Source organism: Thauera sp. WH-1, from assembly GCF_047806685.1.
Lineage (GTDB): Bacteria > Pseudomonadota > Gammaproteobacteria > Burkholderiales > Rhodocyclaceae > Thauera.
Genome location: NZ_JBLQGP010000004.1, coordinates 197155 through 223194 on the forward strand (window position 1 = coordinate 197155; position 26040 = coordinate 223194).

A 26040-nucleotide genomic window follows, 5' to 3' on the forward strand; every position below is an offset into this window, starting at 1 on the left:
CAATGCAGCATCTGGTGTGCATGCTGTTGCCAGCGCGGCACCGCGAAGGACAGGGATTATGAGCGGATTTGGGCATTACGCGCGCACGGCGGACGAGCTCGAGCGCGAGATCGTCAAACGAGGCATCGCCATCGGGCTCGACTGGCAGGATGGGGCGCGTCTGCGCGAGCTCGCACAGCAGGCGCTGAGCTGCACGTCCGGCTGCATGATGAAGCTGTTGCGCAGCCCGATCCGCCAGGAAAAGCTCACTGGAGAACTGTTCGCGCTGTCCGAACTGATGCTGACCAACATGCGCCAGAGCGCCGAGACCGGTCTGCACACGCATGGCGGGCCGGCCTGGAAGGCCTTCGGGCGTGCGCTCTACGAGGCTTACGACGCCGGCTACGCGCGCGTGCCCGAAGAGGCGTGAGGCAGCATGGCGCCGCGCCGGGGCTTGTGCGCCCGGCGCTTGCCGGCTTCAGGGCAGGGTGTGCTCCGAAGCGAACAGTTCGGCAACGGTCTCGCGCTCACGCACCGGGTGGATCTGGTCGCGGTCGACGATGACTTCGGCCGCGCGCGGACGGGTGTTGTAGTTCGAGCTCATCGTCATGCCGTAGGCGCCGGCCGACAGGATGGCGAGCAGATCGCCCTCGCACACCTTCAGGCTGCGCCCATGGGCGAGGAAGTCGCCGCTCTCGCAGATCGGGCCGACGACCTCATAGACCTGCTCCTCGCCGTCATGGGGCGTGACCGCCACCACGTCGTGCCACGCATCGTAGAGGGCGGGGCGCGCGAGGTCGTTCATCGCAGCGTCGACGATGGCGAAGTTCTTGGTTTCGCCCGGCTTCAGGTACTCGACGCGGGTCAGCAACAGGCCGGCATTGCCGACCAGTGAGCGACCCGGCTCGAAGCAGAGCTCCTCGTGGCGACCGGTGAAGACCTGCAGCAGCGGGGCAAGATAATCGGCCACTGCAGGTGGCGTCTCGTCGCGGTAGCGGATGCCGAGGCCGCCGCCGAGGTCGATGTGTTCGAGGGCGATGCCTTCGGCTGCGAGGCGGTCGACCAGGCCCAGCACCTTCTGTGCCGCCTCGGCCATCGGTGCGGGGTCGAGCAGCTGGGAGCCGATGTGACAGGCGATGCCGGTGATGCGCAGGTTGGGCAGGGCCGCCGCACGCCGGTAGAGCGCCAGGGCGTCGGCAAAGGCCACGCCGAACTTGTTGCCCTTCAGGCCGGTGGAAATATAGGGGTGCGTCTTCGGGTCGACGTCCGGATTGACGCGCAGGGCGATCGGCGCCTTGCGACCGGCTTCGCCTGCGACCGCATCGAGGCGTTCGAGTTCGGCCGCCGATTCGACGTTGAAGCAGCGGATGCCGGCCTCGAGCGCCTGGCGCATCTCTGCACGCGACTTGCCCACCCCCGAGAACACCACCTGGTCGGCGCGCCCGCCGGCGGCCAGGACGCGCGCCAGTTCGCCGCCGGAGACGATGTCGAAGCCCGCACCCAGGCGGGCAAAGACCGACAGGATGCCCAGGTTCGAGTTGGCCTTCACCGCATAGCACACCAGCGCCCGGCGCCCGGCGAGCGCCTGTTGCCAGGCGTTGAAGGCGGCCTCGAGCGCGGCTCGCGAGTACACATAGGTGGGCGTGCCGAATCGGCTGGCGATGTCGGCGAGCGCGACGTCTTCCAGCCACAGTGCGCCCTCGCGGGCGTGCAGGGTCGGGGCCGGCCAGTGGGAAGCCTGGGAAAGCGGGGGGCGGGCGGGGGTGGAGGCGTTCATTCGATCGGCGGGGTGTTGGAGAGCAGGTCCGGCGGGATGACGGGTTTGCTATGATCAGCCCCCGCCGGCGGTGGCACCGAGGTGCCGGGCGCGGGAAGATACAGCGGGCCCTTGATGCCGCAGGCCGAAAGCAGCGAGCAGCTGAGCGCCAGGGTCGTGAGCGTGATTCGGGTCGTGGTTCGCATCGGGGCCTGCGTTGCCGTCATTCGCGCAAAACCGGAATGCTAACAGAAGGGAACACTATGGAAGAGTCTGCTTTCAACGCGCTTGCCGAGGCCGAACTGGCCCGTATCGAGACGGCGCTCGAGGACTGCGGCGTGGACATCGACATCGAGCCCAAGCCGGGTGGTGTGCTCGAGCTCGAGTTCGACAACGGCAGCAAGATGATCCTCAACCGTCATACGGCCGCACGCGAGATCTGGGTGGCGGCGAAATCGGGCGGCTTCCATTTCCGGCCGCAGGAAGGGCGCTGGGTCAGCGCCCGCGATGGCGCGGAACTGTGGGCAATGCTCGCCGCGCTGTGCAGCGAGCAGGCTGGCGAGCCGGTGAGGCTGGCGCCGCCGGCCTGAGCACTGTGAGCGCGGGCGCGGTGCCGGCGGCCTCGACGTTGGGTGCCTTGCCCGCGGCCGCGCCTCAGCGCCGGATTGGCACCGGAATGCGGTCTTCGACCGGCGCGGGCGCCTGTGCGGGGGCAGGCATGGGCGGAAGGCGCGCTGCAGGCGCCGGACCGGGTGGAATCGCCTCGCTGGGCGCTTCCATCGCGGGGAAGCTGTCCGCCGCGAACATTTGTTGCAGCCAGTCGGGCGCAGGTGGCGGCGCGGGGGGCTCGTACTCGGCGTAGTGGTAGTCCTGGCGGTTGCGCAGGCCGTTGTCCACCAGCGTCAATCCGCCCGGGCGCGGCAGTTGGGTCTCGGGTACGCCCTCGAGGGCGCTGGCCATGTAATTGATCCAGATCGGCAGCGCCGCCGCGCCGCCCGTTTCGCCGCGGCCCAGGTTGCGCGGTTGGCTGTGACCCACCCAGGCCACGGCCACGAGGTCGGGGTGGTAGCCGCAGAACCAGGCGTCCAGGTAGTCGTTGGTGGTGCCGGTCTTGCCGGCGAGGTCGTTGCGCTTGAGGCTGCGCGCGCGCGTTGCGGTACCGCTCTGGACCACGTCACGCATCATCGAGTCCATCAGCCAGGCGTTGCGTGCATCGATGACGCGCGGGGCGCTCTGGCCCGCGACCGGGGGGTCGGTGCGCGCGATCAGGCGGCCGGCACCGTCGTAGATCTCCTTCACGATGTAAGGCTCGATGCGATAGCCGCCGTTGGCGAACACGGCATAGCCGGCCGCCATTTCCCAGGGCGTGGCCGCACCGGCGCCGAGGGCCATCGTCAGGTAGGCGGGGTTGCGCGCGGCGTCGAAGCCGAAGCGGGTGATGTAGTCGCGTGCATATTCCGGCGTGATCTCCTCGAGCAGCCGGATCGCGATCATGTTCCGCGAGCGCGCCAGGGCCTCGCGCAGGGTCATCGGGCCGGCGTAACGGCCGTCGTAGTTCTTCGGCTCCCAGGCCTTGCTGCCGGTGACGCCGGCCGGGTAGTAGAGCGGTTCGTCGGTCATCACGTTGCCGGGGCCGAAGTTGCGCTCGAGCGCAGCGGAGAAGATGAAAGGCTTGAAGCTCGAGCCCGGCTGGCGCACCGCCTGAGTGACGTGATTGAACTTGTTGCGGTTGAAGTCGAAACCGCCGACCAGCGCGCGCACCGCGCCGGTGTGCGAGTCGATCGACACCAGCGCGGACTGGACCTCAGGCAGCTGGGTGATTTGCCAGCTGTCCTTGGCCGTCTCGCGCAGGCGCACGATGGCGCCGGGGCGAATGCGGCGACTTTGCGGCGCCTTGTCGGCCAGCATCGGCGCGACGAAGCTCAGGCCCTTGCCGGCGATGGTGATCTCCTGGCCGCGACGATAGACGACGACCTGCTTCGGCGTGGCTTTCAGCACCAGCGCGGCGAGCAGGTCGCCATGGTCGCTGGTGTCGCCCAGCAGTTCGTCGAGGCGCTCGGCATCCACCTCGCCTGGGGGTAGGTCGACGAAGGCCTCCGGGCCGCGATAGCCATGGCGGCGGTCATAATCCAGCACGCCGCGGCGCAGTGCGGCATAGGCCGCCTCCTGATCCTTGCGCGTGACCGTGGTCACGATGCGGATGCCCAGTTCGTACGCCTGTTCGCCGAACTGCTCGACCGCGATCTGGCGCGCCATCTCGGCGACATAATCGCCGGGCACGACGATGTCCTGCGGCTTGCGTGCGGCGACCATGTCGCGCTGGCTTTGTTTGGGCGTGGCGAAGGCGAGTGCGTCCTCGTACTGGGCGCTGTCGATGTAGCCGGCCTCGAGCATGCGGCGCAGCACATACTGCTGGCGCACGGCGGCACGCGCCGGGTTGACGATCGGATTGAAGGCCGAAGGGGCTTTGGGCAGTCCGGCCAGCATCGCCGCCTCGGGCAGCGTGAGCTCCTCGAGGGTCTTGCCGTAGTAGGCACGTGCGGCCACGGCGAAGCCGTAGGCGCGCTGGCCGAGGAAGATCTGATTGACGTAGAGCTCGAGGATCTGGTCCTTGCTCAGGTTCTGCTCGATCTTGAGCGCAAGCAGGATCTCGTAGAGCTTGCGGTTGTAGGTCTTCTCACGCGACAGGAAGAAGTTGCGCGCCACCTGCATGGTGATGGTGGATGCGCCCTGGCCGCGACCTCCGGTCGATAGGTTGGCAAGGGTTGCGCGCACCAGTCCGACCGGGTCGATGCCCGGATGCTCATAGAATCGCTCATCCTCGGCGGCGAGGATGGCGTGCTTGAGCGTGGAGGGAACGTCGGCAATGCGAACTACATCACGGCGCTCTTCACCGAACTCGCCGATGAGGTGGCCGTCGGCCGTATATACTCGCAACGGCACGCGCGGACGGTAATCGGTCAGCGTGTCGAGCGAAGGCAGGTTCGGCCAGGCAAAGAAGGCCATCGCCGCGAGCGTGGCGACGCCGAGAACAATCAGCGCCAGCAGCGCTGCGATCGGATACAGGACCCAGCGCATGGGCAATCCAGGGTTGTGTCAAATGGGCATTGATTATAAAGGAAGCCTTCGCGCGGCCCTCAATACTTCCTGTTAGCAGCCGTTAAGTGTGATGCAGTTGCCTTTACACCCCCAGACCTTGTTGCTAGCATTCTAGAGCCCTACTTAGCTCGTGCGCGTAACATAAAGAAATGTAAGGACTTTCTTTGTGATTGACATCCCCCTTTTTAGATCAGCGACGCGCCAGCTTGCGGGGCTCGATATCTCGTCCTCATCGGTCAAGCTGGTCGAGTTGTCCGGGGGTGACAAGGACGCTTACAAAGTCGAGCGCTACGCGATCGAGCCCTTGCCGCGCGATGCCGTCGTCGATGGCAACATCGCCAACCTCGAGGCCGTCAGCGAGGCGCTGAGGCGGGCGCTGCGTCGCTTCGGTGGCGGCGTCAAGAATGTGGCCGTTGCGCTGCCCTCGTCATCGGTCATCACGAAGAAGATCATTCTCCCCGAAGGCCTGCGCGAAACCGACATGGAGTTCGCGGTCGAGGCCGAGGCCAACCAGTACATTCCGTTCGCGCTCGACGAGGTCAATCTCGACTTCCAGGAAATCGGGCCCGCGCCCGGCAGCCCGGGGGACGTCGAAGTCCTGATCGCCGCGTCGCGCAAGGACAAGGTGGAGGATCGGGTCGCGGTCGCTCAGGCGGCGGGCCTGAAGGCGGTGATCGTCGATGTCGAATCGCTCGCCACCGAGTCTGCGCTCGAACTCGTGTGTCGGCAGTTGCCCCGCGGCGGTGCCGATCAGGTCATCGCCCTCGTCGACATCGGGGCCAGCGTCATGAACGTCACGATGTTCCGCAATGGCCAGTCGGTGTATTCCCGTGAGCAGGCCTTCGGCGGCAGTCAGCTCACGCAGGACATAGCCCGCCAGTACGGCATGAGCTACGAGGAGGCTGAGACCGCCAAGCGCGCCGGTTCGCTGCCCGACAGCTACGCTCGCGACCTGCTGCGCCCCTTCATGGACAGCCTGGCGCTCGAGGTCTCGCGCGCGCTGCAGTTCTTCTTCACGTCCACCCAGTTCAACCAGGTCGATCATGTCGTGCTCGCCGGCGGCTGTGCGGTCATGCCCGGACTTGGCGACGTGGTGGGTGCGCGCACACAGGTCGATACCCTGATCGCCAACCCGTTTGCCGGTATGACGCTCGACAGCAAGCTGCGACCCAAGAGCCTGCTGTCCGACGCGCCCTCGCTGATGGTCGCCTGTGGCCTCGCCCTGAGGAGGTTCGACGCATGATCCGTATCAACCTCCTCCCGCACCGGATCGAGAAGCGACGTCAGCGCCGGCAGCAGTTCTACGCGCTATCGGCCGTGATGATCGTGCTCGGTGCGCTGATCGGTTTTGCCGTGCATATGGTCTATTCCGGCCACATCGAGCGTCAGCAGGAACGTAACGACTTCCTGAAGGCCGAGATTGCCAAGCTTGATCGCGATATCGCCGAGATCCGGCGCCTGCGCGAACAGATCGACGCCATGCTGGCACGCAAGCAGGTCATCGAATCCTTGCAGAGCACACGCGCCGAGACGGTGCATCTGTTCAACGAACTTGCGCAGCAGATGCCCGACGGCGTGTATCTGAAGTCGATCAAGCAGACCGATCGCCGCGTCACCCTGGTTGGCTATGCGCAATCCAACGCGCGGGTCTCCCATCTCATGCGTAACCTCGAATCCTCCCCCTTCCTCGAACAGCCGGTGCTGGTCGAGGCCAAGGCGGCGAACATCGACAACCGTCGTGTGAGCGAGTTCACGCTCGGCATCGGCATCCGGCAGCCCAAGACCGACGACAACGAGGCGGCCGCCGTCGAGAACAAGGGAGCGGGCCAATGAGCACGAGCGCAAAGGGCCGCGCCGGCATCGACTTCAACCGCCTGGTGCAGGATTTCAAGGGGCTGGACCCGAACGACCCCGGATTGTGGCCGGTCGCGCCGCGCGTGGCGGTGTTCATCGCGCTTCTTGTGGCGACCATCGCCGCCTTCTGGTGGTTCGACTGGCGGGATCAGATCGATACGCTCGAGCGGGTTCAGGCCGAAGAAATGCAACTGCGCGACAGCTGGGTGGCGAAGAAGCGCCAGGCGGTGAACCTGGAGGAGCACCGCCTCCAGCTCGCCGAGATCGACCGCCAGTTCGGCGCCCTGCTCAAGCAGTTGCCGAACCGGGCGGAGATGGACTCGCTGCTGTCCGACATCAACCAGGCGGGCCTGGGTCGCGGCCTGCAGTTCGAGCTGTTCAAGCCGGGTGCCGATGTGGTCAAGGAGTTCTACGCCGAGATGCCCATCGAGATCCGTGTTCTGGGCGTGTATCACGACCTTGGCGAATTTGTCAGTGACGTCGCGCGCATGCCGCGGATCGTCACCCTCAACAACATCGGGCTGGACGCCGACAAGGACGGCAAGCTCAAGCTCGAGGCGAGGGCCACGACCTACCGCTATCTCGACGAGGAAGAACTCGCCCAGCAACGGCAGGCGGCGCAGGCCGCGCAAGGGGCCAGACGATGAACAAGGGTGTGTGGCTTGTCGCCTGCGTGTTGCTGGCCGGCTGTGCCGGTGGCAGCGAGGACAACCTGCAGGTGTGGATGGATGAGCAGGGCAGGACGATGCGCGGCGCGGTGCGACCGCTGCCCGAGCTGCTGCCCTTCCCGGTGGTCAATTACGCAGGCGTTCAGGGGGACGACCCCTTCCGCAGCGCGCGCATGGAGCCCGAACGCCGTGCGTCCGGCAGCGCCCTGCGGCCGGACCTCGATCGTCGCCGCGAGCCGCTGGAAGCCTATCCGCTCGAGTCCCTGCAGATGGTCGGCGTGCTGACGCAGGGGCAGAACACGCATGCCCTGGTGCGGGTCAGCAACAACTTGTATCAGGTCAAGGTTGGAAACTACATGGGACAGGACTTCGGCGTCGTCACCGCCATCACCGAGAGCGAGGTGACGCTGCGCGAACTCGTCGAAGACGTGTACGGCGACTGGGTTGAACGCACCAGTAAGCTGATATTGCAGGAGCAGCAGGAGACCGGAAGATGAGACACCGTATCGGAGTGCTGCTGCTTGCGGCCGTTGTCGCAGGCCTCGCGCCGGCGCCCGGCGCCCTGGCGCAGGAGTCGGAACAGACGCAGGTTTTTGCCAACCAGATCGAAGGGCTGGAGGTGGCCGAACAGGGTGGCACGGTGTATCTGCGGCTCACCCTCAAGGAGCCGTTGACAAGCCCGCCGCCCAGCTTCAGCGTGGCCAATCCGGCGCGCATCGCCTTCGACTTCGCCGGCACCGCCAACGCGCTCGGGCGCAGCGTGCAGACCATCGAGCAGGGCGACCTGCGCAGCGCCAACATCGTGCAGGCGGGCGACCGTACGCGCCTGGTGCTGAACCTCGTCAAGATGAGCCCGTACGAGACGCGCATCGAAGGTCGCGACCTCATCGTCGCGCTCACGCCGGTGAGTAGTCAGGTCGCGCAGGCCGCGGCGGTGGTGGAATCCCATGGCAATTTCGCCGACTCACGCGCGGCCGTCGCCTCTGGCTTGGCGGTGCGTGACATCAACTTCCGCCGTGGTACCGAGGGCGAGGGGCGGGTGGTGGTCGATCTGTCGAGCGCCGAGACGGGGATCGACATCCGACAGCAGGGCGGCAATCTCGTGGTGGACTTCCTCAAGACTGCGCTGCCCGAGCATTTGCGCCGCCGCTCCGACGTCACCGACTTCGCTACCCCGGTGACCTCGATGACGGCCCAGCAGGTGGGCGATCGGGTGCGTCTGACGGTGACGCCCAATGGCCTCTGGGAGCACAACGCCTACCAGAGCGACAACCGCTTCGTGCTCGAGGTCAAGCGCGTTGCCGAAGACCCGACCAAGCTCGGTGGCGGCCGTGGAGATTTCCAAGGAGAGAAACTGTCCCTGAACTTCCAGAACGTCGATGTGCGCTCGGTGCTGCAGGTCATCGCTGATTTCACCGACTTCAACATCATCACGTCCGACTCGGTTCAGGGCAACCTCACGCTACGCCTCAAGGATGTGCCCTGGGATCAAGCGTTTGACATAGTCTTGCGCGCTAAAGATCTCGATATGCGCAAGAATGGGAATGTGATTTGGGTTGCGCCGCGTGAGGAGCTCGCTCTCAGGGAAAAGGCCCAGAACGAAGCGAAGGCTGACATTGAGTCCCTTGAGCCGCTTAGTACTGATAGTGTCCAGTTGAACTATCACAAAGCTAAGGAAGTGGCGGACTTGCTGTCCAGCGGCGGAAAAGACGATCGTGGCTTTCTTTCAAAGCGGGGGAAGGTTTCCTTCGATGAGCGGACTAATAGGGTCTTTGTCACCGACATAGCCTCTCGGTTGGAATCCGCGCGACGACTGATCTCCGAGATTGATCTTGCACCAAGGCAGGTATTGATTGAGGCTCGGATTGTCGAAGCCAACAAGACGTTCTCAAGAGACCTTGGGGTGAGGCTTGGTTTTGGCAAGTCGACGCCGTGGCGTATGAATGATGGTGGAGCGCAGATAGGCTTTGGGTCCTCAAGTTTAGGGGGTGGCTCCGGAGCGCCAGGCAGGTTTACACCTGAGGAGGCGGTGAGCGGTGGCAGTGGCGTGACCAATGCATACGGATCATTTGCTCTCAGCATTTTCAACAGTAGCGTTACAAGGTTCTTGAACTTGGAGCTTCAAGCGCTTGAAACCGATGGTCGTGGCAGAGTGGTTTCTAGTCCTCGTGTGCTAACTGCTAACCAGGTAGAGGCACTCATAAAACAGGGTACGCAGATCCCAATTCCAATTCCGTCGACAGTTGCGGGCGGAGAGCCGACAGTCGAATACAAGGATGCCGTCTTGTCCCTACAGGTGACACCGAGCATCACCCCCGATGGGAAGATACAGTTGTCTGTGTTGGTGAATAAGGACCGGCCGGATTTCACCAATGTTGTGCTGGGACGTCCTTCTATTGACACGAAGAGTGTTCAAACCGAGGTTACCGTTGATAACGGTGGGACTTTGGTGATCGGCGGCGTCTATGAGGAGCAGGAACTGAGCGGTGAAGACAGGGTTCCGGTGCTTGGAGAGTTGCCTGTGCTTGGTGCGTTGTTCAGAACCCGGTCGACAATTGCTGAGAAGAAGGAGTTGCTGGTCTTCATCACCCCTCGGCTTGTTTCGGATAGCCTCACTTTGAGATGATCAACCGAAGCAGGCACTCCTGTTAGAATGCCGGGCCGGGCATCCCGAGAGGGTGCCCGGCCCTTTTTCATCTGGACTTCCGGCGAGTCGCGCGTGAGCTGTCTGATACTGATCGGCATGATGGGCGCCGGCAAGACCACGGTTGGCAAGGAGCTGGCGCGGCGGCGCAAGCTGCGCTTTGCCGATTGTGATCATGAAATCGTTGCCCGCACCGGGGTGAGCATCCCCACCATCTTCGAGATCGAGGGCGAGGCGGGCTTTCGCCGCCGCGAGACGCAGATGATGGACGAGCTGACGCGCGAATCCGACATCGTCATCGCCACCGGCGGCGGGGTGGTGACCACCCCGGAGAACCGCGCGCTGATGCGTCAACGCGGCATCGTGTTCTACCTCAACGTGCCGCCACAGATCCTCTTCGAGCGCACCCGCCACGACCGCAACCGGCCGCTGCTGCAGGTGGAGAACCCGCGCCAGCGCATCGAGGAGCTCTACCGTCAGCGCGATCCGCTCTACCGCGAGGTGGCCCACGTCGTCGTCGACGGCGGACGCACCAACCCCGGGACCATGGTGCGCCTGATCGAGGACGCCCTGAAGAAACGCGAGCACAGCACATGCAGACCCTGACCGTCGCCCTGGCCGATCGCGCCTACCCCATCCACATCGGCCGCGGCCTGCTCGGTCGCGCCGAGCTGATCCTGCCGCATCTGAAGACCCGACGGGTGGCGATCGTCACCAACGACACCGTCGGCCCGCTCTATCTCGAGGTGCTGCGCACCGCGCTCGAGCAGGCAGGGGTGAAGGTGTCGACCGTGAGCCTGCCGGACGGCGAGGCCTTCAAGGACTGGGAGACCCTCAACCGCATCTTCGACATGCTGCTCGCCGAACGCTGCGAGCGCTCGACCACGCTGGTCGCGCTGGGCGGCGGGGTGGTGGGGGACATGGGCGGCTTTGCGGCCGCCTGCTACCAGCGTGGCATGCCCTTCATCCAGATCCCGACCACGCTGCTGGCCCAGGTCGACTCCTCGGTGGGCGGCAAGACGGCGATCAACCACCCGCTGGGCAAGAACATGATCGGCGCCTTCTATCAGCCCAGGCTGGTGCTGGCCGACATCGACACCCTGGCCACCTTGCCCGATCGCGAGCTGTCGGCCGGGCTGGCCGAGGTCATCAAGTACGGACTGATCCGTGATCCGGTCTTCCTCGAATGGCTCGAGGCGAACCTCGATCGCCTGGTCGTGCGCGACCCCGATGCGCTCGCGTACGCGATCGAGCGTTCCTGCCGCAACAAGGCCGAGGTGGTGGTGGCGGACGAGACCGAGCAGGGCGAGCGCGCGCTGCTCAACCTCGGCCATACCTTCGGTCATGCGATCGAGACCGGGCTCGGTTACGGCGAATGGCTGCACGGCGAGGCGGTCGCCGCCGGCACCCTGATGGCGGCGGAGCTCTCCCGTCGCCTCGGCTGGTTGAGCGACGCCGACGTCGGGCGCATCGAAGCCCTGTTCGTGCGCGCCAAACTCCCGGTGTGGGGGCCGAGCCTTGGTGCCGCGCGCTATCTCGAGTTGATGTCGCACGACAAGAAGGTCGAGGCCGGCCGCCTGCGCCTGGTGCTGCTGCGCGAACTCGGCCGCGCCGTGATCCACGGTGATGCCGCACAGGCCGAGCTCGTCGCCGCCATCGAGGCGCGCTGTCGTTGATTGTTGCCTGCCTTGCGCAGGCATGCTGAGGGGGGAGGGGTCCATGCTGCAACTCGCGCCTTACGCAGTCACCGAGGCCAACTCGCGCGGCCGGACGCATGAGGAGCCGGCGCCGGTTGCGCGCGGGCAGTTCCAGCGCGACCGCGACCGCATCGTCCACTCCACTGCCTTTCGCCGCCTCGAGTACAAGACCCAGGTCTTCGTCAACCACGAGGGCGACCTGTTCCGTACCCGGCTCACCCACAGCATCGAAGTGGCCCAGATTACGCGCGGCATCGCGCGCGAGCTCGCGCTCAACGAGGACCTCGCCGAGTCCATCGCCTTCGCCCACGACCTTGGCCATACGCCTTTCGGCCACGCCGGCCAGGACGCGCTCAACGCCTGCATGAAGGACTTTGGCGGCTTCGAGCACAACCTGCAGTCGCTGCGCACGGTCGATCTGCTCGAGGACCGTTATGCGGCCTTCGAGGGGCTGAACCTGATGTTCGAGACCCGCGAAGGCATCCTCAAGCACTGCTCGCGCGCTCATGCCGCGGGCCTCGGCGATGTCGGTCAGCGCTTTCTCGACGGCACCCAGCCTTCGCTCGAGGCCCAGCTCGCCAACCTCGCCGACGAGATCGCCTACAACAACCACGACGTCGACGACGGGCTGCGCTCTGGCCTGATCACCCTCGAGCAACTCGAGGACGTGCCGCTATTCGCGGCCCAGCGTCGCGAGGTCGAGGCGCGCTGGCCGGGCTTGACCGGGCGCAAGCTGATCAACGAGACCGTGCGCCGCATGATCCACCTGATGGTGATCGACCTGCTCGAGCAGACGCGCGCCAACATCGCCGCCGCCGGCGTGGCCTCGCTCGACGACGTGCGCGCCGCGCCGCGCCTGGTGGCCTATTCGGATGCGCTGCTGCCGCGCCTGCGCGAGCTGAAGCTGTTCCTGCGCGATCGGCTCTACCGCCACTATCAGGTGCTGCGCATGACCAACAAGGCGCGCCGCATCGTCAGCGAGCTGTTCGCGGCGTTCATGGACGACCCCCACATCCTGCCGCCGCAGTACCAGGCGATGGCGCGCGAGGACAAGGCGCGGGCGATCGCCGACTACATCGCCGGCATGACCGACCGCTATGCGATGAAAGAGCATCGCCGCCTGTTCGCGGTCGGCGAGATCCATTGACGGTGAACGTGGCGGCCGACGCAGTGCAAAAAGCCTCCTGCAAACGCCTGCCGCAGTGCAAAAAAATTCTTGAACCCGGCGTTTTGCGGGCGTATAGTTTTTTTCGTCAACAGCACGTCTGGTGGCGGTGTCCAAAATGGTGCGTGCGGGCTCTTCGTCCTGCTCCCTTGACATCAGAAAGCTGTTTTTGCACCAACTTGGTGCAAATCACAAAGCCGGTGCGCGCGCGCCCGGCTTTTTTGTGCGCGTTCGGTTTAGTCGGATCCCCGGTCCGGCTGGCCTCCCCCGGCTCCTGCGCGTGATCTTGCGTGTCGTTTGAGGAAAAGAAGATGGATCAGCCCCAAAAGCAGGGTCTGTACGACCCCGCCAACGAACATGATGCCTGCGGCGTGGGTTTCATCGCCCACATCAAGGGCGAGAAACGTCATGACATCATCCTGCAGGGCCTGGAAATCCTGAAGAACCTCGATCACCGTGGCGCGGTCGGTGCCGACCCGCTGCAAGGTGACGGTGCGGGCATCCTGATCCAGATTCCCGACCAGCTCTACCGCGAGGAGATGGCCAGGCAGGGTGTCACCCTGCCGCTGTCCGGCGAGTACGGCGTCGGCATGGTGTTCATGCCCAAGGAAGCAGCCTCGCGTCTGGCCTGTGAAGAAGAGATCGAGCGTGCGGTGGTGGCCGAAGGCCAGACCGTGCTCGGCTGGCGCGATGTGCCGGTCAATCGTGCCATGCCGATGTCGCCCACGGTGAAGGCCAAGGAGCCGGTGATCCGTCAGATCTTCATCGGCCGCGGCCCGGACGTGATGGTCACCGAAGCGCTCGAGCGCAAGCTCTACGTCGTGCGTCGCCGCGCCGCCAATGCCATTGGCGCGCTGCAGCTCAAGCACGGCAAGGAGTTCTACATGGTGTCGATGTCGGCACGTACGGTGAACTACAAGGGCCTGCTGCTCGCCAACCAGGTCGGCGAGTATTACCTCGACCTGGTCGACCCGCGCGCGGTGTCGGCCCTGTCGCTGGTGCACCAGCGCTTCTCGACCAACACCTTCCCCAAGTGGGATCTCGCCCATCCGTTCCGCTACATCGCCCACAACGGCGAGATCAACACCCTGCGCGGCAACTACAACTGGATGCGCGCGCGCGAGAAGGGCGTGCATTCGCCGCTGCTGGGCGACGACCTGCAGAAGATCTGGCCGCTGATCTACCCCGGCCAGTCCGACTCGGCCTCCTTCGACAACGCGCTCGAGCTGCTGGTGATGAGCGGCTACTCGCTCGCCCACGCGATGATGATGATGATTCCCGAGGCCTGGGAGTCGCACACGCAGATGGACGAGAAGCGTCGCGCCTTCTACGAGTACCACGCGGCGATGATGGAGCCGTGGGACGGCCCCGCCGCAGTGGCCTTCACCGACGGTCGCCAGATCGGCGCGACGCTGGACCGCAACGGCCTGCGTCCGGCGCGTTACCTGGTCACCGACGACGACCTCGTGGTGATGGCGTCCGAGTCCGGCGTGCTGCCGATTCCCGACAGCAAGATCGTCAAGAAGTGGCGCCTGCAGCCGGGCAAGATGTTCCTGATCGACATGGAGCAGGGCCGCATCATCGGCGACAAGGAACTCAAGGAGTCGCTCGCCAACGCCAAGCCCTACGCCGACTGGCTGCGCCGCATCAACATCAAGCTCGACACCCTCGAGGTGCCCGCCGTGCCGGACCGGGTCGCCGCCGACGGTGGTGGCGAGCGCATCGCGCCGCTGCTCGACCGCCAGCAGGCCTTCGGCTACACGCAGGAGGACATCAAGTTCATCCTCGAGCCGATGGGCAAGAGCGGCGAGGAGGGCACCGGTTCGATGGGCAACGACTCGCCGCTGGCGGTGCTGTCCTCCAAGAACAAGCCGATCTACAACTACTTCCGCCAGCTCTTCGCGCAGGTCACCAACCCGCCGATCGACCCGATCCGCGAACAGATGGTGATGTCGCTGGTGTCCTTCATCGGTCCCAAGCCCAACCTGCTCGAGATCAACGAGATCAACCCGCCGTTCCGCCTCGAGGTGAGCCAGCCCGTGCTGGACTTCGAGGGCATGGCCAAGATCCGCAACATCGCGCGCTACACGCAGAACAAGTTCCGCTCGGCCGAGCTCGACATCTGCTACCCGGCCGAGTGGGGCAAGGAAGGTGTGGAAGCACGCCTGGCCTCGCTGTGTGCCGATGCCGAGAACGCGGTGCTGGGCGGCTACAACATCCTCATCGTGTCCGACCGCAAGCTGTCGGCCGAGCGCATCGCCATCCCCGCGCTGCTGGCGCTGTCGGCCATTCACCAGCACCTGGTGGCCAAGGGCCTGCGCACCCGCGCCGGCCTGGTGGTCGAGACCGGCTCGGCGCGCGAAGTGCATCACTTCGCCGTGCTCGCGGGCTATGGCGCCGAGGCCGTGCATCCCTACCTCGCGCTCGAGACCCTGCAGCACCTGGCCGGTGATGCGGAGTCCGCCGCCAAGTACGTCAAGCACTTCGTCAAGGCGATCGGCAAGGGGCTGATGAAGGTCATGTCCAAGATGGGCATCTCGACCTACATGTCCTACACCGGCGCGCAGATCTTCGAGGCCGTCGGCCTCAAGCAGGCGCTGCTCGACAAGTACTTCACCGGCACCACCAGCCAGGTCGAGGGCATCGGCGTGTTCGAGGTCATGGAAGAGGCGATCCAGCTGCACAAGGCCGCGTTCAGTCCCGACCCGGTGCTGCACGACATGCTCGACGCGGGCGGCGAGTACGCCTTCCGCATCCGCGGCGAAGAGCACATGTGGACGCCGGATGCGATCGCCAAGCTGCAGCACGCCACGCGCTCGGGCAAGTACGACACCTACAAGGAGTACGCCCGCATCATCAACGACCAGAGCAAGCGCCACATGACCTTGCGCGGCCTGTTCGAGCTCAGGGCCGCCGAAACCCCGGTGGCGCTGGACGAGGTCGAGCCGGCGGCGGAGATCGTCAAGCGCTTCGCCACCGGCGCGATGTCGCTCGGCTCCATCTCGACCGAGGCGCATACCACGCTGGCGGTGGCGATGAACCGCATCGGCGGCAAGTCGAACACCGGCGAGGGTGGCGAGGACCCGATGCGCTTCAAGCCGCTGACGCAGGCGATCAAGCTGTCGCAGGTGATCGGCGAGAAGCGCATTGCGCGCGACCTCGAGCTCAACGCCGGCGACTCGCTGCGTTCGGCGATCAAGCAGGTGGCCTCGGGCCGTTTCGGCGTGACCACCGAATACCTCGCCAACGCCGACCAGATCCAGATCAAGATGGCCCAGGGCGCCAAGCCTGGCGAGGGCGGTCAGCTGCCCGGCCACAAGGTGTCGGAGTACATCGGTTTCCTGCGTCACTCGGTGCCGGGTGTCGGCCTCATCTCGCCGCCGCCGCACCACGACATCTATTCGATTGAAGACCTCGCGCAGCTGATCCACGACCTCAAGAACACCAACCCGGCCGCGAGCATCTCGGTCAAGCTGGTGTCCGAGATCGGCATCGGCACGGTGGCGGCCGGCGTGGCCAAGGCCAAGGCCGACCACATCGTCGTCGCCGGCCATGACGGTGGCACCGGCGCCAGCCCCTGGAGCTCGATCAAGCACGCCGGTTCGCCGTGGGAGCTGGGGCTGGCCGAGACCCAGCAGACCCTGGTGCTCAACCGCCTGCGCGCGCGCATCCGCCTGCAGGTCGATGGCCAGATCAAGACCGGCCGCGACGTCGTCATCGGTGCGCTGCTCGGCGCCGACGAGTTCGGCTTCGCCACCGCGCCGCTGGTCGTCGAAGGCTGCATCATGATGCGCAAGTGCCACCTCAACACCTGCCCGGTCGGTGTCGCCACCCAGGACCCGGTGCTGCGTGCGCGCTTCGCCGGCCAACCCGAGCACGTGGTCAATTACTTCTTCTTCGTCGCCGAGGAAGTGCGCGAACTGATGGCCCAGCTCGGCATCCGCACATTCGACGAGCTGATCGGCCGCGCCGACCTGCTCGACATGAAGAAGGGCATCGCGCACTGGAAGGCGCAGGGCCTGGATTACTCGCGCATCTTCTACCTGCCGAACGTGCCGGCCGAGGTGCCGCGCCTGCACACCGAGACGCAGGACCACGGCCTCGACAAGGCGCTCGACAACCAGCTCATCGCGCTCGCCAAGCCGGCGCTGGAGAAGGGCGAGAAGGTCAATATCGACCTGCCGGTGCGCAACATCAACCGCACCGTGGGCGCGATGCTGTCGGGCCAGGTCGCGGCGCGTCATGGTCATGCCGGGCTGCCATCGGACACCATCCACATCCGCCTCAACGGCACTGCCGGCCAGAGCTTCGGCGCCTTCCTGGCGCGCGGCGTCACCCTCGAGCTGGTGGGCGAGGGCAACGACTATGTCGGCAAGGGCCTGTCGGGCGGTCGCATCATCGTCCGTCCGAAGGCCGAGTTCCGTGGCGACACGCCCGACAACATCATCGTCGGCAATACCGTGCTCTACGGTGCGACCGAGGGAGAGGTGTACTTCGCCGGCGTCGCCGGCGAGCGCTTCGCGGTGCGCAACTCCGGCGCCACCGCCGTGGTGGAAGGCGTGGGCGACCATGGCTGCGAGTACATGACCGGTGGCACCGTGGTCGTGCTCGGCGAGACCGGCCGCAACTTCGCCGCCGGCATGTCGGGCGGCGTGGCCTACGTGCTGGACGAGGACGGCAGCTTCGAGCAGCGCTGCAACATGGCGCAGGTCGCGCTCGAGCCGCTGCCCGACGAGATCGCCGCACGCAAGGGCTCGGAGTCGGGTGACGAGCTCGAATCCCACGGCCGTGTCGACATCGACCACCTGACGATGGGCGACGAGCTCATCCTCAAGGGCCTGATCGAGCGCCACGTCCGCTTCGCCGGCAGCGTGCGCGCCCGTGAGATCCTGAACAACTGGGGCGTCTGGCGGAAGAAGTTCGTCAAGGTGTTCCCGCATGAGTACCGTCGCGCGCTGGCCGAGATGGCAGAGGCACGTGAAGCAGAGAAGGAGGCCGCATAAATGGGCAAGCCCACTGGATTTCTGGAGCATCAGCGTCTGTCCGAGGCCTACGAGCCGGTCGACAAGCGCCTGAAAACCTACAAGGAGTTCGTCGTTCGCCTGACCGACGAGCAGGCCGCCATCCAGGGCGCGCGCTGCATGGACTGCGGCATCCCGTTCTGCAACAACGGCTGCCCGGTCAACAACATCATTCCCGACTGGAACGACCTCGTGTATCGCAGCCACTGGCGCGAGGCGATCGAGGTGCTGCACTCGACCAACAACTTCCCCGAGTTCACCGGCCGCATCTGCCCCGCGCCCTGCGAGGCGGCGTGCACGCTCAACATCAACACCGATCCGGTCGGCATCAAGTCGATCGAGCACGCGATCATCGACAAGGCCTGGGAAGAGGGCTGGGTGGTGCCGCAGGTGGCCGAGCTCAAGACCGGCAAGAAGGTCGCCGTCGTCGGTTCCGGCCCGGCGGGCCTGGCCGCCGCGCAGCAACTCGCGCGCGCCGGCCATGAGGTCACCGTGTTCGAGAAGAACGACCGCATCGGCGGCCTGCTGCGCTACGGCATCCCCGATTTCAAGATGGAGAAGTGGCTGATCGACCGCCGCGTCGAGCAGATGCAGGCCGAAGGCGTGCGCTTCCGCACCGGTGTGGTGGTGGCGGCCAAGGACATGCCGGCCGGCATCGTCAATGACGCGAGGGAAGTCATCAGCGCCGAGCAGTTGCAGCAGGATTTCGACGCCGTGGTGCTCGCCGGCGGCGCCGAAGTGCCGCGTGACCTGCCGGTGCCGGGTCGCGAGCTCGGCGGCGTGCATTTCGCGCTCGAGTTCCTGATCCCGCAGAACAAGCAGGTCGCTGGCGACAAGCCCAACCCGATCTCGGCCAAGGGCAAGCATGTGGTGGTGATCGGCGGTGGCGATACCGGCTCGGACTGCGTGGGTACGTCGAACCGCCACGGTGCGGCCAGCGTGACCCAGTTCGAGCTGATGCCGATGCCGCCCGAGCAGGAGAACAAGCCGCTGGTGTGGCCGTACTGGCCGACCAAGCTGCGCACCTCGTCCTCGCACGAGGAAGGCTGCGAGCGCGACTTTGCGGTGGCCACCAAGGAGTTCATCGGCAAGAACGGCAAGGTCAAGGCGCTCAAGGCCTGTCGCCTGGAGTGGAAGGACGGCAAGATGTCCGAGGTGCCGGGCTCCGAGTTCGAGATCAAGGCCGACCTGGTGCTGTTCGCGATGGGCTTCACCCAGCCGGTGGGCGGTGTGCTCGAAGCCTTCGGCGTCGATAAGGACGCGCGCGGCAACGCCCGTGCCACTACCGACGGCGAGGGCTGCTACGCCACCAACGTGCCCAAGGTGTTCGCCGCCGGCGACATGCGCCGCGGGCAGTCGCTGGTGGTCTGGGCGATTCGTGAGGGCCGCCAGTGCGCCCGTGCGGTCGATGAGTTCCTGATGGGTGAGAGCCTGCTGCCGCGCTGATATCCTCTGCGCTGCAGCGATTCGCGAAGGGCGGTCTGCGGACCGCCCTTTTTTCATGACTGAATATTGCGGAGGGCAGCATGCCCAAGGTCCTGGTCATCAATGGCCCCAATCTCAACCTGCTCGGCACGCGCGAGCCCGAGATCTACGGCGCCACCACGCTCGCCGATGTCGAAGCCGGGCTGCGCGCGCAGGGCGAGGCGCTCGGCGTCGAGGTGCTGTGCTTCCAGAGCAACCATGAGGGCGCGATCGTCGACCGCATTCATGCTGCGCGCGGCGAGGGCGTCGGCTGGATCCTGATCAACCCGGGCGCCTACACCCATACCAGCGTGGCGATCCGCGACGCGCTCGCGGGGGTGGCGATTCCCTTCGTCGAGGTGCACATCTCCAACGTGCACCGGCGCGAATCCTTCCGCCACCACTCCTACCTGTCGGACGTCGCCGAGGCGGTGATGGCCGGCTTCGGCACCCAGGGCTATGGCCTCGCGCTGCAGTTCATCGCGTCCCGCTGCTGAGACTGCGTGCCGGCGGCGAGTCGTAAAACCTTGTCGCAAATTGCCTTGTTGCATCGCGGGGAAAAACGCCCTGGCGCGCTAACAGGCGTTTGTTACACGCGTATTATCCGCACTCCAGACTTCACTCCGGAGTGCCGCCGTGTCCGCGTCCGCAAGCCGTGCCCCCGCCAAGCCCGAGCCTCAGCCCGAGTCGCTGCCCATTGCGGCGGGTGCGACGCGCGCGCGCGCAAGGTCGCGCCAGGTGCGCGAGTGGGGCTGTGCGCTCGGCCTGGTGGCCGCCTGGTATGCGCTCGCACACTGGGCGATCGCCCACTTCCTGGGCGTGGCGCCGCGCCAGGACGCTTGGCTGCGTGACCTCTCAGCGCACCTGCTGATCGGCGGCCTGCTGTTCCTGATGGCGCGCAGCGTGGCGCGCTTCGGGGTGGCGATGGTCGTGCTGTTTTCTGCCTTCACCGTCGGCAATGCGCTCAAGCTCGCGGTGCTCGGTGGGCCGGTGATGCCCGACGACTTCGTCGCCGCAAGAAATCTCTTTCTGTTGCTGGAAGGCTGGCAGCTGTGGGGCAGCGTGGCCATGCTCGCCGTGCCGCTGGGTGCCCTCGCCTGGATGTTCGCCTGGCGGCGTCCGCGTGCCTGGGCGGCGGTCGCCGCCTCCGTGGCCGGCGTCTGGATGCTGGCCGCGCAGCCGGCCGCGGTCACGGGCTGGATGGATGCCCGCTTCGGCGACTGGGTGTGGAACCAGCGCGGTAACTACGAGATGCGTGGCTTGCCCATCCACCTGGTGCAGGAAGCCGCGCGCAACCTCGCGCGCAAGGGCGCCGCGCCAGCGGCCGACGAGGTCGACGGTGCGCTCACCCTGCTCGGTGCGACCCAGCCCAGTCCCTTCATGCGCGCCTCGGCCAGTCGCGAGGGGCGCGGCGGGCGCAATGTGCACATGATCGTGCTCGAATCCTTCTGGGACCCGACCGCGCTCAAGGCGGCCGGCCTGTCAGCGGATCCGCTCGACCCTGCCTTCCGCAAGCTGTGGAAGGCGGCCGGCAACGCCAGGGTGATGTCGCCGGTGTTCGGCGGCTACACCGCGAACGCCGAGTTCGAGGCCTTGTGCGGCTTCCCGGTGATGACCGATGCCGTCTTCTTCGAAGGCCGTCTGCGGCGCGACGTACCTTGCCTGCCGCGCCACCTCGGCGACGCGGGCTACCGCAGTTACGCCTCGCACCCGAACGCGGCGCCGTTCTGGAACCGAATCAACGCCTACCGGCGTATCGGCTTCGAGCACTACTGGTCCGACCGCGATTTCGAGCTCGACGACATGAACCGCGAGTTCCTCAGCGACGCCTCGCTCTATCGCCAGGTGCTCGATCGCGTCGGCCCCGAGCTCGACGGCAGCCAGCCGGTGTTCAACTACGTGCTGACCTACTTCGGCCACCTCGACTACCCGCTCAATGCAGAGCGCCCGCCGGTCATCGACACGAAGACCGACAATGCGCTGGTCAAGGCCTACGCCAACACCGTGTATTACAAGTCGCGCGAACTGATGGCCTTCCTCGGCGAACTGCGCAAGCGCGACCCCGACGCTATCATCGTGCTGTTCGGCGACCACCTTCCCTCGTTGGGCTGGAACCATGGCGGCTATGCCGAATCCGGGCTGCTGGCGCCCAACCGCGCGCAGTTCGACGACCCCATGTTCCGCACCCTGGTGTCGACCCCGCTCGTGGTGATCGACGGCACGCGGGGTCCGCTGCGTACCGGTGATCTGCCGATCTACGCCTTGCCCGCGCTCATCCTCGACCTGCTGGGCGACGAGCGCGAGACCATGCTGCACTTCGCCGCGCGCAGTGACGACGCGGTCCGCATCCGGCCCTTGCCGGGCGTGCAGCTCGCGCTCGAAGGCAAACGGCTGGCGGTCTGTCGCAGTGGCGAGCTGCTCCCCGAGTGCGAGCCGGTCGCAGCCTGGGTCGCAGCGATCGAGACCCTCAAGCGCGACCTCTTCAGCGGCGCCCAGCACGCGCTGCAGGCGCCGGCCGGCAAGCCGGTGCTGCAGACGGTGGAGCTGGAGACCGAGGACGTGGCGGTGGAGGCGGCGCTCGAAGCGCTGGCAGCAGAGGCAGCGCCGGACGTCTAACGCTCGCCCGGCGCCTCCCGCTGCGCGACGGACAGTAGCCTTGCAGCGTGCTCGAGCGACTCTTGCGGCAGAGTTGCCACAGGATCCGATCGCTCGATGCGGGGGGGCGATCGGTAGGAGATTGCCCGGCGACGGGGGGGCGGTGTGGCTCCGCGGATTTGTCCCGGGCCCACAACGGCAGCTTGGTCGGTGTCTGGTCCAGGGGGCGCACGCGTGCCGACAAAGGTTGTTGGCCGAGTCGCGTTCCTGTTCGGGCGCCCCTTCGGCATGGGGCAAGGAGAGTCCGCAAGGGGGGCGCATGCTGGCCGGTGCCACCCCTTGCGCTCGGCGCTTCAGAAGAAGCGGTAGCTGTAGTCCAGATAGATGCGGTGATCGGTGTTGTCCTCGAGCACGCCATCCACCCTTCCAACCTTGTCCGAGGTATACCGCAGGTAGCGGTAGCGCAGGTTGAGGCCTTTCACCAGCGGGATCTGATACCGCGCGTCGAGCTCGAACTCGTTCTCGTCGGCCCTCCCGAGCGTGCTGACGTGGCTGTTGCGGGCTCCCGTTCCATTCTTGTATTTCACCGTGGTTCGTAGCCCGTTGATGTAGTCCTTCCAGTTGTAGCTGGCACGCACCATCCAGACCGTCTCGTCGTTGTTCGTCATGTCTGCGAGCACACCACCGGTCGGGAAGGGGTTCATGCCGTGGTCTCCTGCAAAGTTGTCCTCGATCCAGGCACCATCGAACTTTGCCAGCGCTGCGCCAAGGGCAAGGTTGCCGAGCGACCAGTCGACGTCGACATAGACGCCGCGACCGTCGTTGTCGCTACGTGCCCCCGCCGGGAACCTGTCTTCGTCGTCCAATTCCGCGCTTTCCGAGCCGCTGATGAAGAGGCCCCCGGCGTCGCGCGAGGTGTGCACCCCACCGGTGAGCTTGAGCTTCTGTTTATCCGCGAGCGAGAAGGTGTAGGACCCGACCAGACCCATCTTGGTCAGGAAGTCCTTTGAATTCAGGTACTCGAACTCGACGGCGATGGGGCCACGCTTGTACTCGGCGCCAAGCACCGCGACGTGGTCGATGGCCCCTTGTGCAGATCGGTCGGTGGCGAACCGCTCGAAGTCCGACTGGGCCCGGCGAGACCAGCGGTCGTAGATCGCGCCATGCAGCGTCAGCCCCTCCATGGGTGTCACGACCGCGCTGCCGCCCGAATAGGTGTTGGGCACCGCGCGGCTGTTCGAACTGGTCAGTAGCATCGAGTCATGGAGTTGTCGGCCGAGTTTCAGCTCGAGGAGATCCCGATGCTTGAGCTTGACGAAGGCTTGCGCAATCTGCCCGAAAGTGTCGTGAAACGCTCCGTCGCCGCCGACGGACAAGACATCGGTCGTGACCAGGCCGGAGGATGCCAGGCGGGTCACGCTGAAGCCCGAAACGCCGAAACCGATCGCGTCGGCGAAATAGGGCGACTCGTAGTTGAGCTGCAGGCCCAGTGCGGACTGGGTTCGATCTCGGGATGAGGTCTCGAAGCTGCGGTCGAAGTGGACGCCGCGGACCTTCAGTTCGAGTTTGTGCGGGCTTTCTTCGCCCGCCTGGGCCAGCGCCGGCATCAGTGCGCTGGCGACGAGCGCGGCCAGCGCCTTGGCAGTCGGTTTCGTTTTCATTGCTCCTCCTTGATGGACGGGTTCCGCCCCTTTGCGGTGGGGGGAACGGTTTGCGCGCGCGGGCTTCGCGATCACTTGCGCGGTCGCGTGCTGCGTCGCGGATTCGAGTATGGTGATCGCGTTGAAATGCGGGAAATGCAAAACTGGGGGCGATTAATCCCGAAAGTGGAACTCGGCAGGGGGGCGTCCGTACCCTGCCGACGACCTCACCCGGTCATCTCGCACGCCGTGCTCAGGCCGCCCTGCCGTGATCCACGAGCGGAACATGGACCACACCGCGGAAGAGCCTTCTCGCGGTTCGGACGAGCCCTGCCGAGACGAAGACGGGGTCGGCGGCCGTGGAGGTCGGGCCGGCCTGCATACGGATGTCGAGCTTCCCCGCGGGCTGTTCGATGGTCACCAGGGTGGGATCCCCGGGATTCAAACGCGCCAGCCGGTGGACGACCGTACCGGGCATGCTGGCCGCGGCGGCAAGGCACAACGCACCGGTGACCGCGTAGGCCGAATGGCACTTCCATGGCGTGAAGTAGCGCGACGCCACGACACCGTCGTGCTGAGGCGGCGCAACCAGTGCGATCTTTGGAAGGACCTTGTCGCGAACGTCGCCGAGACCCGCCATCAGCGCCACCTGCAGGCGAATGGACTCCAGCCGTGATTTCAGTCCGTCATCGGCATCGAGTTCGCGCTTGCTCTCATAGCCGGTCTTTCCGAGCGCGGCCGCGGCGACGAAGACGAGCGGGGTGGAGAAGTCGAGACAGGACACCTCGACTCCGTCGACCAGGTCCGATCGTCGCCCGGTCGGGAACAGGCGGCCGGTCTTTGCGCCCGCGGCATCGAGAAAGTTCAGCACGATGGGTGCGCCACTTCCCGGCACGCCGTCGATGCGCGCGTTGCCTTCGTAGCTGACCTTGCCGCCCGGCGTCTGGATCACCGCCTCGACCACCTTGCCGGTGTTGAGGTTGAGAATGCGCAGCGTCGTCACCGGATCCATGGCCGGCACCAGTCCGTTCTCGAGCGCGAAGGGGCCGACGCCCGAGAGCATGTTGCCGCAGTTCGGCGTGGTGTCCACGGTCGATGTCTCCACCGACACCTGGGCGAACAGGTACTCGATGTCGATACCCGGCCGCGACGAGGTGTTCACAATGACGACCTTGCTGGTCAGCGTGTCGCCGCCGCCGATGCCGTCGATCTGGCGTGCGTGGGGCGACCCCATCACCGCCAGCAGGACGCGGTCGCGTTCGTCCGGGTCCGCAGGAAGATCGGCGGCGTGAAAATAGGGACCCTTGGATGTGCCGCCGCGCATCAGGGTGCAGGGAATGCTCTTCAACATGGTCACGTCCTTCAAATTCAATGTCCGGGCGGCATTCTGGAAGCTTGCGACGGAGACAGGAAATGAATAGAAGTGGCGAATTAGTGCGAAACAGGCAATAAACTGGCGAGGTTGATCAGTGGGCGCTTGCGGTCCTGCAGTTGAGCCTCAATGAACAGCCGCACATGGCCGAAGGCCTCGCGGAAGCTGGCCTCGTAGTGGTCCGCATTCACTCGCTCTGACTGCGGAGGGAACAGGATCGCCGGGTGGCCGCGGTAGGCGGCGACGGTCGCCGGTTCGTCCTCGTGCACGTCGAGCGCCGCCGCACCCGGACGTCCGCGGCCGAGGGCTGCGAGCAGGGCCCCGGGGGCCAGAAGCTCAGGGTGACTGGTGTTGACCAGTAGCGCGTCCGCTCTCATTGCGGCCAGGTCGGATTCGCCGATCAGATGCAGGGTCTCGCGTCTTGGCGGCAGGTGCAGGCTCAGCACGTCGACGGCACCAAGGAAGGCGCGGCGGTTGCCGATGAAGCGATAGCCGGCTGCTCTTGCGGCGCGCCGCGACTGCTCGCCGCCATGTATCAGCACCTGCATGCCGAAGGCCTGGCCGATCGCCGCCACGCGTGCGCCGACACGCCCCAGCGCCCAGACGCCGAGCGTGCGGCCATGCAGCGTGCGACCCAGGCGCACGTCCCCCGGAGCCGGGCTGCGTTGACACCCGTGGTCGCCTGGCCGCTGTGCCGTGAACGGCACGAGACGCCGAGAGGCGGCCAGAATGAGGGTCCAGGTGAGCTCGCTTGCGACGACGGGGTTGCCGCGTGCAATCTGAACCTCAATGCCGCGACGGCGGCAGGCATCGACGTCGATCTGGCTAGCCCGGTGTCCGATCACGACGATCAGCTTCAGCTCGGGCACGGCGTCGAGGGTGCGCACGGTGATCCGGGTACGCTCGCGGACCAGGATTGCGCAAGCGCTGCCGCGCAGCGCGGCGATCAGCCCTGTCTCGTCTGCGATGCGCTTTGAATGCACCTGCAGGGTCACCGGCAGGCCTTCGAGAACGCTCAGCGCCGCAAGATTGCAGACCACGCCGTGGTCGTCGTCCAGCACTGTGATCTTCATGACTGCACTGGCG

At 65.9% G+C, this 26040-nt stretch carries 20 protein-coding genes; 14 read left to right on the forward strand and 6 right to left on the reverse strand.

Features of this window, described 5'->3' with window-relative positions:
- Positions 1-58: 58 nt before the first annotated feature.
- Positions 59-409, forward strand: coding sequence for a hypothetical protein (locus tag ACMV5O_RS06520; RefSeq protein ID WP_416162736.1), 351 nt, complete (start codon positions 59-61; stop codon positions 407-409).
- A 48-nt stretch (positions 410-457) separates the two neighbouring features.
- Here ACMV5O_RS06520 and lysA read toward each other — a convergent pair whose 3' ends face one another.
- Both lysA and lptM read right to left on the reverse strand, forming a co-directional pair.
- Positions 458-1756: a diaminopimelate decarboxylase gene (gene lysA, locus ACMV5O_RS06525; RefSeq protein WP_416162737.1), complete on the reverse strand. Its 1299-nt coding sequence runs from the start codon at positions 1754-1756 to the stop codon at positions 458-460.
- Positions 1753-1941: an LPS translocon maturation chaperone LptM gene (gene lptM / locus ACMV5O_RS06530; RefSeq protein ID WP_416162738.1), complete on the reverse strand. Its 189-nt coding sequence runs from the start codon at positions 1939-1941 to the stop codon at positions 1753-1755. The genes lysA and lptM overlap by 4 nt, the downstream gene beginning before the upstream one ends.
- A gap of 57 nt (positions 1942-1998) precedes the next feature.
- Here lptM and cyaY point away from each other — a divergent pair, with 57 nt between their 5' ends.
- Positions 1999-2325 (forward strand): iron donor protein CyaY, encoded by a 327-nt coding sequence (cyaY, locus tag ACMV5O_RS06535; RefSeq protein ID WP_416162739.1) that lies wholly within the window; start codon positions 1999-2001, stop codon positions 2323-2325.
- Between the two features lie 64 nt (positions 2326-2389).
- Here the strand turns inward: cyaY and ACMV5O_RS06540 are convergent, their stop codons facing one another.
- Positions 2390-4813, reverse strand: a complete 2424-nt coding sequence (locus ACMV5O_RS06540) for a penicillin-binding protein 1A (protein WP_416162740.1) — start codon at positions 4811-4813, stop codon at positions 2390-2392.
- A gap of 187 nt (positions 4814-5000) precedes the next feature.
- Between ACMV5O_RS06540 and ACMV5O_RS06545 the strand changes: the two genes are divergently transcribed.
- The 12 genes from ACMV5O_RS06545 to ACMV5O_RS06600 all read left to right on the forward strand — a co-directional run bounded on the left by ACMV5O_RS06545 (position 5001) and on the right by ACMV5O_RS06600 (position 21963).
- On the forward strand, positions 5001-6077 hold the full coding sequence (locus ACMV5O_RS06545) for a pilus assembly protein PilM (protein WP_416162741.1): 1077 nt from the start codon (positions 5001-5003) through the stop codon (positions 6075-6077).
- On the forward strand, positions 6074-6667 hold the full coding sequence (locus ACMV5O_RS06550) for a PilN domain-containing protein (RefSeq protein WP_416162742.1): 594 nt from the start codon (positions 6074-6076) through the stop codon (positions 6665-6667). The genes ACMV5O_RS06545 and ACMV5O_RS06550 overlap by 4 nt, the downstream gene beginning before the upstream one ends.
- Positions 6664-7335, forward strand: a complete 672-nt coding sequence (locus tag ACMV5O_RS06555) for a type 4a pilus biogenesis protein PilO (RefSeq protein WP_416162743.1) — start codon at positions 6664-6666, stop codon at positions 7333-7335. The genes ACMV5O_RS06550 and ACMV5O_RS06555 overlap by 4 nt, the downstream gene beginning before the upstream one ends.
- Positions 7332-7853 (forward strand): pilus assembly protein PilP, encoded by a 522-nt coding sequence (locus ACMV5O_RS06560; RefSeq protein WP_416162744.1) that lies wholly within the window; start codon positions 7332-7334, stop codon positions 7851-7853. Before ACMV5O_RS06555 ends, ACMV5O_RS06560 begins: the two co-directional genes overlap by 4 nt.
- Complete coding sequence (gene pilQ, locus ACMV5O_RS06565; protein ID WP_416162745.1) at positions 7850-9982, forward strand: type IV pilus secretin PilQ; 2133 nt, start codon at positions 7850-7852, stop codon at positions 9980-9982. Before ACMV5O_RS06560 ends, pilQ begins: the two co-directional genes overlap by 4 nt.
- A 93-nt stretch (positions 9983-10075) precedes the next feature.
- A complete protein-coding gene (locus tag ACMV5O_RS06570; RefSeq protein ID WP_416162746.1) occupies positions 10076-10606 on the forward strand; it encodes a shikimate kinase in 531 nt (176 codons plus the stop codon).
- The gene (gene aroB / locus ACMV5O_RS06575) at positions 10594-11676 is read left to right on the forward strand and encodes a 3-dehydroquinate synthase (protein WP_416162747.1); all 1083 of its coding nucleotides are present in this window, start codon (positions 10594-10596) and stop codon (positions 11674-11676) included. Before ACMV5O_RS06570 ends, aroB begins: the two co-directional genes overlap by 13 nt.
- Positions 11677-11719: 43 nt before the next feature.
- Positions 11720-12844: a deoxyguanosinetriphosphate triphosphohydrolase gene (locus ACMV5O_RS06580; RefSeq protein WP_416162748.1), complete on the forward strand. Its 1125-nt coding sequence runs from the start codon at positions 11720-11722 to the stop codon at positions 12842-12844.
- A 329-nt stretch (positions 12845-13173) separates the two neighbouring features.
- Positions 13174-17865 (forward strand): glutamate synthase-related protein, encoded by a 4692-nt coding sequence (locus ACMV5O_RS06585; protein WP_416162749.1) that lies wholly within the window; start codon positions 13174-13176, stop codon positions 17863-17865.
- The gene (locus tag ACMV5O_RS06590; RefSeq protein ID WP_416162750.1) at positions 17866-19329 is read left to right on the forward strand and encodes a glutamate synthase subunit beta; all 1464 of its coding nucleotides are present in this window, start codon (positions 17866-17868) and stop codon (positions 19327-19329) included.
- An 80-nt stretch (positions 19330-19409) separates the two neighbouring features.
- On the forward strand, positions 19410-19844 hold the full coding sequence (gene aroQ / locus ACMV5O_RS06595; RefSeq protein ID WP_324537030.1) for a type II 3-dehydroquinate dehydratase: 435 nt from the start codon (positions 19410-19412) through the stop codon (positions 19842-19844).
- A gap of 139 nt (positions 19845-19983) precedes the next feature.
- Complete coding sequence (locus ACMV5O_RS06600; protein ID WP_416162751.1) at positions 19984-21963, forward strand: LTA synthase family protein; 1980 nt, start codon at positions 19984-19986, stop codon at positions 21961-21963.
- Positions 21964-22295: 332 nt separating this feature from the next.
- On the opposite strand, the gene ACMV5O_RS06605 is transcribed toward ACMV5O_RS06600, so the two are convergent.
- The 3 genes from ACMV5O_RS06605 to ACMV5O_RS06615 form a co-directional block, all read right to left on the reverse strand.
- Entirely contained in the window at positions 22296-23603 is a 1308-nt protein-coding gene (locus tag ACMV5O_RS06605) for an OprD family outer membrane porin (RefSeq protein ID WP_416162752.1), read from the reverse strand.
- A gap of 232 nt (positions 23604-23835) precedes the next feature.
- Positions 23836-24933: a 4-oxalomesaconate tautomerase gene (locus tag ACMV5O_RS06610; protein ID WP_416162753.1), complete on the reverse strand. Its 1098-nt coding sequence runs from the start codon at positions 24931-24933 to the stop codon at positions 23836-23838.
- A gap of 80 nt (positions 24934-25013) precedes the next feature.
- Positions 25014-26027, reverse strand: coding sequence for an NAD(P)-dependent oxidoreductase (locus tag ACMV5O_RS06615; RefSeq protein WP_416162754.1), 1014 nt, complete (start codon positions 26025-26027; stop codon positions 25014-25016).
- Positions 26028-26040: the final 13 nt, after the last annotated feature.

Coding starts and splice junctions, on each gene's coding strand:
- ACMV5O_RS06555 (WP_416162743.1), top strand. CDS start 6,664: ATGAGCACGAGCGCAAAGGGCCGCGCCGGCATCGACTTCAACCGCCTG.
- ACMV5O_RS06605 (WP_416162752.1), bottom strand. CDS start 23,603: ATGAAAACGAAACCGACTGCCAAGGCGCTGGCCGCGCTCGTCGCCAGC.
- ACMV5O_RS06560 (WP_416162744.1), top strand. CDS start 7,332: ATGAACAAGGGTGTGTGGCTTGTCGCCTGCGTGTTGCTGGCCGGCTGT.
- lptM (WP_416162738.1), bottom strand. CDS start 1,941: ATGCGAACCACGACCCGAATCACGCTCACGACCCTGGCGCTCAGCTGC.
- pilQ (WP_416162745.1), top strand. CDS start 7,850: ATGAGACACCGTATCGGAGTGCTGCTGCTTGCGGCCGTTGTCGCAGGC.
- ACMV5O_RS06520 (WP_416162736.1), top strand. CDS start 59: ATGAGCGGATTTGGGCATTACGCGCGCACGGCGGACGAGCTCGAGCGC.
- ACMV5O_RS06580 (WP_416162748.1), top strand. CDS start 11,720: ATGCTGCAACTCGCGCCTTACGCAGTCACCGAGGCCAACTCGCGCGGC.
- ACMV5O_RS06540 (WP_416162740.1), bottom strand. CDS start 4,813: ATGCGCTGGGTCCTGTATCCGATCGCAGCGCTGCTGGCGCTGATTGTT.
- aroQ (WP_324537030.1), top strand. CDS start 19,410: ATGCCCAAGGTCCTGGTCATCAATGGCCCCAATCTCAACCTGCTCGGC.
- lysA (WP_416162737.1), bottom strand. CDS start 1,756: ATGAACGCCTCCACCCCCGCCCGCCCCCCGCTTTCCCAGGCTTCCCAC.
- cyaY (WP_416162739.1), top strand. CDS start 1,999: ATGGAAGAGTCTGCTTTCAACGCGCTTGCCGAGGCCGAACTGGCCCGT.
- ACMV5O_RS06590 (WP_416162750.1), top strand. CDS start 17,866: ATGGGCAAGCCCACTGGATTTCTGGAGCATCAGCGTCTGTCCGAGGCC.
- aroB (WP_416162747.1), top strand. CDS start 10,594: ATGCAGACCCTGACCGTCGCCCTGGCCGATCGCGCCTACCCCATCCAC.
- ACMV5O_RS06610 (WP_416162753.1), bottom strand. CDS start 24,933: ATGTTGAAGAGCATTCCCTGCACCCTGATGCGCGGCGGCACATCCAAG.
- ACMV5O_RS06615 (WP_416162754.1), bottom strand. CDS start 26,027: ATGAAGATCACAGTGCTGGACGACGACCACGGCGTGGTCTGCAATCTT.
- ACMV5O_RS06550 (WP_416162742.1), top strand. CDS start 6,074: ATGATCCGTATCAACCTCCTCCCGCACCGGATCGAGAAGCGACGTCAG.
- ACMV5O_RS06585 (WP_416162749.1), top strand. CDS start 13,174: ATGGATCAGCCCCAAAAGCAGGGTCTGTACGACCCCGCCAACGAACAT.